Genomic DNA, 8,587 nt, shown 5'->3' with positions numbered 1-8,587 from the left:
GAAACCGCGCATCGCGCGGTTTCTCGGCCTTCGGTCCAGGCCGTGCCTGGTCCGGGGTGCAGGGGGCGGACAGCCCCCTGCTGGGGTGCGGGGCAAAGCCCCGCGCCCTCTCTCAACGCGGCGCGGGGGGCCCGGCCGATGGCGCGCCTGAGGCTCCGGCGCTCGCGGCGGCTGCGGCGGCGTTCATCTTTGCGCGGACCGAGAGCCGCATCCCCACGATCGTTCCGGCGATCGCGGTCGAGGTGACGATGATGAACACGACCAGGATTTTTCCCGAGTTCCTGCCGGACGGCCTCGACGCGGGCGTGGACGGCGAGGTGCGGGGCGAGGGTGAGGGGGTTTCCATGCGGGCCTTCTATATCGTCCGATCCGGGTCGAGGCAACGAGCGTGGTCCTGTCGGCTCACCGCGGCCCCGGGAGGTTTTCGGGGGTGAGCGGCTCGCCGCGTGCAAGTGCCGAAAGGACGACCTCACGCACGCGGGAATCTGCATCGCGGTGTGGGCTCGGCCGGCAGGCGAGCGCCTTGAGCGGCACCAGCATGCGCGGGTTTTTCTGGAGGATCGGCTCGTTCCGCGCGAGGAAGTCCCAGTAGAGCGCTGTCAGCGGGCAGGTCTTTTTCGGGTCGAACGGACATCCGTCGCAATAATCGCTCATTCGATCGACGTAGGCCGCGCCCGAAACGTAGGGCTTCGTCGTCATGATGTCGCCTGCGGCGAACGTCCCCATTCCGAGCACGTTTGGCTCGACGACCCAGTCGTATGCGTCGGTGTACGCGATCCAGAACCAGTCCGTCAGTTCCCGCGGCGACAGCCCGAGCAAGGTCGCGATGTTCGAGAGGATCATGAGCCGCGTGATGTGGTGGCTGTAGCCCTCGCGCCAGACGTCGCCGATCACCCGATCGAGACAAGCGAGCCCCGAGCGCGGACCTCCCTCCCAGAAACATGCGGGCAAGGGCTCGGTTGCGCCGAGCATGTCCGGCGCGGCGGGCGCGTTCGGGTCCTCGAGGCCCCGCGCCATTCCTTCGGGTAGATTGGGCAGGATGCGGAATCCGTCGGTCTCGCGGTGCACGTGCCGCACGAATTCGCGCCAGCCGAGGATCTGCCGGACGAACCCCTCCTTGCTCCCGATCGGAATGGGGAGCGCCGCGGCTTCGCGCACGATCCGCGCGGGCAGCAGGCGGTGGAGGTGCAGGAGCGGGGCTACGCGCGTGTGGAAGAGGTTCGTGGAGCCCTGCGACATCGCGTCCTCGAAGGGACCAAAATGCGGCAATGCGGCGCTTTTTCCCCAGGCCCAGAGCGCCTCGGCGTGGGCCTTCGTGCAAGGGAGCGCGCGGGGATCGAGATGGCCCGGGTGATCGGCATAACGACGATGGATCAGCGCGCAGACCTCTTCCGTGATGGGATCCGGCTCGAACGAGGGCGGCGTCGGCGCGGGGGGCTCTCCGCGGAATGGCAGCCGATTGTCCGTATCGAAGCTCCACCGCCCGCCCTCGGGTTTTCCCTCGTGCACGAGGATGCCGGTCCGCTTTCGGACGTACCGGTAAAACGCATCCATTCGATAGGGTGCACGCCCACCGGTGGCCTTTAGAAAATCGTCGCGCGTCGTGAGCCACCCCTCGTGCGGCACGAAGCGCAGCGCGCCCTTGGCCGCGGCGGGCGCGAGCTCCACGCGGAGCTCTCGCTCGGCCGGCTCCATGCACACGAGCGGCCCGACCTCGGCGGCGGCGCGCGTGATCGCCCCTGCATACCCCGCGTCCGCCACCACGTACCGGACGGCCACGCCGCGCCGCGCTTGCTCCAGCGCGAAATGGCGCATGTTCGCGAGCACGAGGGCGAGCTTTTGCTTGTGGTATGGGCGGCGCGCGGCCTTCCCCGGATCCTCGACGAGCAGCACGCCCGCGCGCTCGGGGGAGAGCTCGCGCAAGGGGCCGATCGCGTCCGAGAGCTGGTCGTAGGGAACGAAGACGAACGTGCGCCCCCGCTCGTCTCGCGCGGCGGCGCGGAGCTCGGCGAGGAAACGCTTCATGAGTCCTGCGGCATGGTGGTGAGGCGGGACGTAGGGATCCGCGTTGGCCCGGTCAAGCTGGCCGCCGATGTCTTCCTTTTCGCCTTGAAACCGACTAGTTTGCCCGCATGCGTGGCCTCGTCGCCTTGCTCGCGTGCGCGCTCGTCCCCTCGCCTCTCCTCGGCTGTGGCAACACCGACAAAGGCCCCGCGCCGCCCCCCTCGGCGACGACGACTTCGACGGCGCCCGCGCCGGAAGCGCCCACGCCCAAGGGCCCGCTCTCGGTCGTGCTGGAGGCGAAGGACCCGATCACGTTCTCGGGCCTCGCCGAGGGCGTGGTGATCGCCGATGCGGCGCGCACGCGGATGGCGACGGCGACCGTCGAGGCCGAGCTCGTCGAAACACCGATGCCCTCCGGCCTGCCTGCGGAGGGGCAAATCCTGCGTTTTTCGGGCCGGCTCCCGAGCTCGGTCTGGGTGCTGTTCGAGACGCCGAAAGAACCCGTCAAGAATCCGTTTTTCCGCCTGGAGCAGGCCAAAGAGAGCTTCAAGCAATACGCGGACGACTGGAAGCCGCACCTCGCCGTCTGGTCGAAAAAGCGGATCCTGTCCATGTCGACGTCCTCGGGCAAACTCAAGGTGAAGGTGGTGGATCCTTACCAGGACAAACCGTCTCCCGATCTGCCGAGCGCGCGGCTCGATGACGAAGCGTGCGGGAAGTCGCTGCGTATCGAGCAGATCGCGGCGCTCGCGACCGGAGAGGTGTTCGCCTCGGGGCATTGCAGGACGGGGGATGCCGCGAAGCATCACGTCGTCGTGCGCTGGGCCCCGCCGGTCGAGGGCAAGGCCGGCGAAGCTTCCGCCGCGCCGCCGCCCAAAGCGAGCGCGAGCGTGGCGCCCGCCGTCGCGAGCGCGGCGCCCGAGCCCGCGGCCAAAGAAGCGAAGGACGCGGCGCTCGACGGCGGCGCGGAGGACGGCGGCGCGGACGGCGGCGAGGTGGAGGAGGCGCCGGTGGGGGTCCCGGGTCAGGTGTATGTGCTGCCGGACGTGCCGGCGTCGATGAAGCACGTGGCCCTCGTGGCGCAGGGAGCGAGCGACGTGTGGCTGCTCGGCGCCGAGGAAAACGGCAATGCCCACCTGCTCCGGCTCGAAGGGGGCGCCTTCAAGGCGCAGACCTTGCCGAAGCTCGGCGCGCCCGCGCGCTCGCTCGCGGGCGCGGGCGACGGGACCTTGTGGCTCGTCACGGCGGACGCGATCTGGAAGCGATATCCGCCCGGAGAATGGGAGGAGGTCGCGCCGCCCGCGCACACCTCCGTCCCGGAGCTCGATTCGCGCTGGGACATGCGCGACGTGTGGGCCTCCGGAAGCGACGTGTGGATCGCAGCGAAGCACAGCACGAACAAGGGCGAGCGGCATGTCGTACTGCGGGCGCGGCCAGCGAAGGCGGTCGTACGGTGGTAGCCCTGAACCTGCCCCCGGCTTGACGACGAAGGTCCGTGGGCGTCTCATGCGCGCATGGAACATCCGGGTCTCGCCGAGCTCATCACGTTTCTTCGATCGAATCCCCCGAAAAGCCCCGCGCCGGCCGACATGCGCGCCTGGTTCGCGGCGATCCTGCAATCCACGCCCGTGCCCAGCGAGGCGCGGCTCGAGCGCTCCACCTGCGACGTGCCCGCGTACTTCATCACGCCGCCCGGCGCGGACACGAGCCGCGTGATCTTCTACCTGCACGGCGGCGCTTACATCCTCGGCTCCTCCGAGACGCATCTGGAAACGGTCTTCCGCCTCGCGAAGTGCGCCGGCGTGCGCGCTCTCTCCGTCGATTATCGCCTCGCGCCGGAACACGCCTGGCCCGCTTGCCGTGAAGACGCGGTGGCGGCGTATCGCTGGCTGCTCGCGCAGGACGTCGCGCCTTCCCGCATTGCGCTCGCCGGGGATTCGGCGGGCGGCGGCCTCACGCTCTCCACGCTCCTGGCGCTGCGCGACGCCGGCCTGCCCATGCCGGGCTGCGCGGCGTTCTTCTCTCCCTGGGTCGATTTCACGGCCTCCGGCGATTCTACGAAGACGAACGCCGAGATCGATCCGCTCGTCGATCCGCGCGGTCTGGCGATGATGGCCGGCGCCGTTCTCCAGGGGAACGATCCCGCGAAGAGCTCGCCGCTCTTTGCCGACCTGCATGGTCTGCCCCCGCTCTTCGTGCAGGTCGGCACGGCCGAGGTGTTGCTCGACGATTCGCGCAGGCTCGTCGACAAGGTGAAGGCCGCGGGCGGCGAGGCCGTGCTCGACGTTTGGGAGCACATGATCCACGGCTTCCAGGCGTTCCCCACGTACCTGCCCGAGGCCATTTCCTCGACCGAGCGCGCCGCGGACTTCCTCCGGGCGCGCCTTTCGCGGGCATGAAGCACGGACAGGTGACGTCGAACGCCGACGACACCTGTTCGGAGGCGCGACATGACGTCATCGGCGCCTGACGTCAGCGCCCCCTGCGCCTGATCGGGCTCCGTCGACCGCCGTTGCACCTCGTTCGTGCGCACGGAATCCCCCCGTCGGCCGCCGACGACGCTTGTTCGCGCGCCTCCACACCTACCGGCGCCCGCCGACGGCGCCTGTCTGCGCGCCCCGCCCCTCTCCGTCGGCCGCCGACGACACCTGTTCTCGCGCCGCCCCACCTACCGGAGTCCGCCGACGGCACCTGTCTGCGCGCCCTGTCCATCTCCGTCGGCCGCCGATGTAGGAAGATCGTGCGTACGACCCGGCACCGTCGGCCACCGACGTCACCGGATCCGCCTCTCGATCCCCCTGAGCCTCCGGCTTCACTCGATGATCTCGCCGCCCTTCTGCACGTCGTCCTTGGTAAAGCGGCGTGATCCGAGGGTGATCGTCTTCGGCACCTTTTCCCCTTTCCGGATTCGCAGCGCCGTCTCGACGGCCTCGCGCCCGCCCGTCGGATACTGGAACGTCGCGTCCAGGATCCCCTGCGCGACGTAGCTCACGCCCTCGTGGGGCAAGGCGTCGATCCCGACGAACTTCATCTCCTTCTCGCGGCCGGCGGCGCGCGCCGCGAGGTACGCGCCGTGCGCGCCCGGATCGTTGTGCGCGTAGACGAGATCGATCTTCGGCAGCCGCGCGAGCGCTGAATCCATCTCCTTGCGCGCCTCGGGCTCGAGCCATTTCATGTCGGCCTCGAACGCGATCTCGATCTCGGACCCGGCGATCGCCTCCCGGAAGCCCGCGCTCCGGTCCTGGCCCGGCGTCGAGGTCATGAGCCCCTTCAGCTCGACGACCTTGCCCTTTCCGCCGAGGACCTTTTTGATCCATTCGCCCGCGGCGCGGCCGATCTTCTTGTTGTCGGCGCCGATGAACGTGGTGAACCGCTCACCGAGCACGGCCCGGTCGAGCACGATGACGGGGATCCCTGCGTCGAACGCTTTGCCGACCGGCTCGGTGAGCGGCTGCGCCTCCTTGGGGCTCACGAAGAGCACGTCGACCTTCGCCGCGACGAGCTCTTCCACGTGCGCGCGCTGCTTGAGCGTGTCGTTTTGCGCGTCCTTGAAGATCACCTCGATCTCGGGGTGCTCCTTGGCCGCGGCGGCGATGTCGGCGTTCATCTGCACGCGCCAGGGCTCGCCGAGGTTGCATTGCGACATCCCGATCACGAAGCGGTCCTTTTTGCCGCCCTCCTCTGCGGGCCCGCTCCCTTTTGATTCCCCCTTGCAGGCGCAGGCGAGAACGAGCAGGCCGAGGGTCAACGAGCGACGGGTCAATCGAAGCATTCGGGACATGTCCGTACGCGCCTCCGGGCGGCCTTCCGCGCCCTCAGGAGTTCTTCTGGGCCACCGCCGCGACGATCACGATGGCGCCCGTGAGCATCAGCCGGCTCGCCTCCGGCACGGCGTTGATGCTGAGGATCTTGTCGAGGTAGCCGATGGTGAGCACGCCGAGCAGCGTGAGCCCCATCCCGCCGCGTCCGCCCTTGAGGCTGGTGCCGCCGATGACGACCATCGCAATGGCCGTGAGCTCGTAGGTGACGCCGGCCTCGGGGTCGCCCTGCTGCTCCTGCGCGGCCTGGCAAATACCAGCGGCGGCCGCGCAGACGCCTGAGATCACGTAGGCGAGGATCTTCGTGGCGCGCACGGGCACCCCGGACAAACGCGCGGCCTCCTCGTTGCCCCCCACGGCATAAAGATACCGCCCAAGCCGGTGGCGGGCGCATAAAAAACCGACGATCGCAGCGATGGCGAGGAAGACCAGCGTGACGGTGGCGACGCTGCCGCCGAAGACCTGGGCGTCGAGCGCACGAAAAAGCGGCGGGACCTCGACGTAGCGGAGGACGCCGTCGGGACCCGGGACGGCCGTCGCGACCTTCGTTCCCCCGCTCGTCGTCTTCGCGAGGCCCCGCGCGAAGACCATCATGGCGAGCGTCGCGACGAACGGCTGCACGCGGGCAAACGCGACGACGGAGCCCGAAGCCGCCCCGCACGCGGCGCCCATGACGAGCACGAGGAGCACGGAGAGCCACGCCGGCTCGCCCGCGTGAATGCTGAGTTTCGCCGCGACGACGGCCGAGAGGCCGAGGACGCTGCCCACGGAGAGATCGATCCCGCCCGCGAGGATCACGGGCAGCAGGCCACAAGCGAGGATCCCGACGACGGAAGCCTGTCGCAGCGCACCCTGGTGGGTGCCGAGGCGGAAGAAGGCGCCTTCGGCCGGAAAGATCACGCCGAGCGTGAGGACGAGCGCGAGCGAGAACAGGGCCCGCGCGAGCGAGGAGCGGTGCCACGCGGAGGTTTTTCCGGGCGAGCGCGGGGCGGGTGTTTCCAGGCTGGAGGGGTGTTCGCTCACGGCTCTTCCTCGTCGTGGCCCATGGCGAGGGCGAGCAGCGCGGCCGGGGTCGCTTCGGCCCGCGCCACTTCGGCGGCGATGCGGCCTCGTCGGAGCACGAGGACGCGGTCCGCAATCGCGGCAATCTCGCGCGCATCCGAGCCCGCCACGAGCACGGCCGCGCCCGAGGCGGCAAGCGCGCGGAGTTTTCCGTGCATCTCGGCCTTGGCGCCGACGTCGACCCCCCGCGTGGGTTCGTCGCAGAGGAGCACGCGTGGCTGTTCGAGCAGCCATTTTCCGAGCACGACCTTCTGCTGATTGCCGCCCGAGAGCGTGGCCGCGTCCATGGGGAGGGCCTCGGGCCGGAGGCCCACGTCGGCCGCCATGGAAAGGGCCGCACGCCGCTCGCGCGCAGGGCGAAGCCATCCGAGCGGCGAGAGCGCCGGGAGCCGGACGAGGGTCCCATTGCGCTCGGCCGTCATGCCGGGCACGAGGCCCATCGTTTTCCGATCCGCCGGGACAAACGCCACGCCGAGCGCCCTCGCCTCGCGCGGAGAACCGATTCGAACGGGCACCGAGGAGAGCCGAACCTCTTTCGCCCGCGCGCGCGCGCCGAGCGCGCCGGAGAGCCCAAGCAAGAGCTCGCTCGCGCCCGCGCCGGACAGCCCGAAGAGCCCGACGATCTCGCCCGCGAACACCACGAACGAGGCCCGATCGACGAGGGGCCGCTCGAAGGCGACCGAATCGACGGAAAATTCCTCGACCGAGAGTCGCTCCTCGCGTGCAGCGGGTAAAACCGGCGAAACCTCGGCCGGCGCATGCCGCGGTCCGAGCATCCACGCGACGACCTGCTCCAGCGGAACCTCGCCCACCCGCGCAGAGCCAACGACGCGGCCATCGCGCAGAACCGTGAGGCGATCGGCGATCCGCTCGATCTCCTCCATGCGGTGCGAGACGTACACGATGGCGACGCCACGCGCCTGGAGGCCCGCGATCAGCTCGAAGAGGCGCTCGATCGCAGGTCCCGCGAGCGCGCTCGTCGGCTCGTCCATGATGAGCACCCGCGCGCCGCGTCCAAGGGCCCGCGCGATCTCGACGAGCTGGCGCTCGGGCAAAGAGAGGCGCTCGACGAGGGTGTCCGGATCGAGGTCGAGGCCGACCTCGGCGAGGATCTGCGCGGCGCGGGCGCGCTCCTGCCGGCGATCGACGAGGCCGAAGCGACCGAGGGGCCGCTCGACGAAAAGGTTTTCCGCGATGGAAAGCGCGGGCAGGAGGGAGAGCTCCTGATGGATGACAGCAATCCCGAGAGCCCCCGCATGCGCCGGGGAGCGAGGACGGACGGGGCGACCGTCGAGGAAAATCGTGCCGCCGTGGTCCGTGTACACGCCAGCGAGGATCTTGAGCAGCGTGCTCTTGCCAGCGCCATTCTCGCCGAGGAGCGCGTGCACCTCGCCGGCATGGAGATCGAGCGAGACACCGTCGAGGACGGTGGCCCGGCCAAACCGCTTGGTGATGTGCTCCATGCGGACGACCAAGGCGGAAGCTCGGGCAGGCTCAGCCATGCAGGCGTGGGAAGGGTAATGCGAGGCAGGCTCGTACGGAAGGGCCGCCCGTCACGGCGCGGCGACGACGCCGCAATGCCCGGGACGGGCCATGGCGTGGCGCCGGGGTTTCACCCCGGACCCCGACCAGGGGTTGTCCACCCCTGGACCCGGACCAGCGCAAGCGCTGGACTCGGGGTCGATGAACTGCGCATCGCGCAG

The 8,587-nt window shown here is 69.7% G+C and carries 7 protein-coding genes; 2 read left to right on the top strand and 5 right to left on the bottom strand.

Annotated elements, in window-relative coordinates:
* Positions 1-112: 112 nt before the first annotated feature.
* Positions 113-346 carry a hypothetical protein gene (locus KEG57_RS39680; RefSeq protein ID WP_272422461.1) on the bottom strand — a complete coding sequence of 78 codons (234 nt, stop codon included), beginning with the start codon at positions 344-346 and terminating at the stop codon, positions 113-115.
* A gap of 56 nt (positions 347-402) precedes the next feature.
* The gene (locus KEG57_RS39675) at positions 403-2,025 is read right to left on the bottom strand and encodes a cryptochrome/photolyase family protein (protein WP_272422462.1); all 1,623 of its coding nucleotides are present in this window, start codon (positions 2,023-2,025) and stop codon (positions 403-405) included.
* Between the two features lie 107 nt (positions 2,026-2,132).
* On the opposite strand from KEG57_RS39675, the gene KEG57_RS39670 reads away from it, so the two are divergent.
* Positions 2,133-3,464: a hypothetical protein gene (locus KEG57_RS39670; protein WP_272422463.1), complete on the top strand. Its 1,332-nt coding sequence runs from the start codon at positions 2,133-2,135 to the stop codon at positions 3,462-3,464.
* 54 nt (positions 3,465-3,518) lie between these two features.
* The gene (locus KEG57_RS39665; RefSeq protein ID WP_272422464.1) at positions 3,519-4,403 is read left to right on the top strand and encodes an alpha/beta hydrolase; all 885 of its coding nucleotides are present in this window, start codon (positions 3,519-3,521) and stop codon (positions 4,401-4,403) included.
* Positions 4,404-4,816: 413 nt separating this feature from the next.
* Here the strand turns inward: KEG57_RS39665 and KEG57_RS39660 are convergent, their stop codons facing one another.
* The 3 genes from KEG57_RS39660 to KEG57_RS39650 are packed head-to-tail and all read right to left on the bottom strand — an operon-like array spanning position 4,817 to position 8,347.
* Positions 4,817-5,776 (bottom strand): substrate-binding domain-containing protein, encoded by a 960-nt coding sequence (locus KEG57_RS39660; RefSeq protein WP_272422465.1) that lies wholly within the window; start codon positions 5,774-5,776, stop codon positions 4,817-4,819.
* Between the two features lie 43 nt (positions 5,777-5,819).
* Positions 5,820-6,845: an ABC transporter permease gene (locus KEG57_RS39655; RefSeq protein ID WP_272422466.1), complete on the bottom strand. Its 1,026-nt coding sequence runs from the start codon at positions 6,843-6,845 to the stop codon at positions 5,820-5,822.
* The gene (locus KEG57_RS39650; protein WP_272422467.1) at positions 6,842-8,347 is read right to left on the bottom strand and encodes a sugar ABC transporter ATP-binding protein; all 1,506 of its coding nucleotides are present in this window, start codon (positions 8,345-8,347) and stop codon (positions 6,842-6,844) included. The genes KEG57_RS39655 and KEG57_RS39650 overlap by 4 nt, the downstream gene beginning before the upstream one ends.
* Positions 8,348-8,587 lie beyond the last annotated feature (240 nt).

It is taken from the genome of Polyangium jinanense, from assembly GCF_028435365.1.
This window is presented reverse-complemented; position numbering and strand designations above follow the sequence as displayed.

Excerpts from the sequence above, each read along its gene's own strand:
- KEG57_RS39660 (WP_272422465.1), bottom strand. The coding sequence starts at position 5,776 with ATGCTTCGATTGACCCGTCGCTCGTTGACCCTCGGCCTGCTCGTTCTC.
- KEG57_RS39650 (WP_272422467.1), bottom strand. The coding sequence starts at position 8,347 with ATGGAGCACATCACCAAGCGGTTTGGCCGGGCCACCGTCCTCGACGGT.
- KEG57_RS39670 (WP_272422463.1), top strand. The coding sequence starts at position 2,133 with ATGCGTGGCCTCGTCGCCTTGCTCGCGTGCGCGCTCGTCCCCTCGCCT.
- KEG57_RS39680 (WP_272422461.1), bottom strand. The coding sequence starts at position 346 with ATGGAAACCCCCTCACCCTCGCCCCGCACCTCGCCGTCCACGCCCGCG.
- KEG57_RS39665 (WP_272422464.1), top strand. The coding sequence starts at position 3,519 with ATGGAACATCCGGGTCTCGCCGAGCTCATCACGTTTCTTCGATCGAAT.
- KEG57_RS39675 (WP_272422462.1), bottom strand. The coding sequence starts at position 2,025 with ATGAAGCGTTTCCTCGCCGAGCTCCGCGCCGCCGCGCGAGACGAGCGG.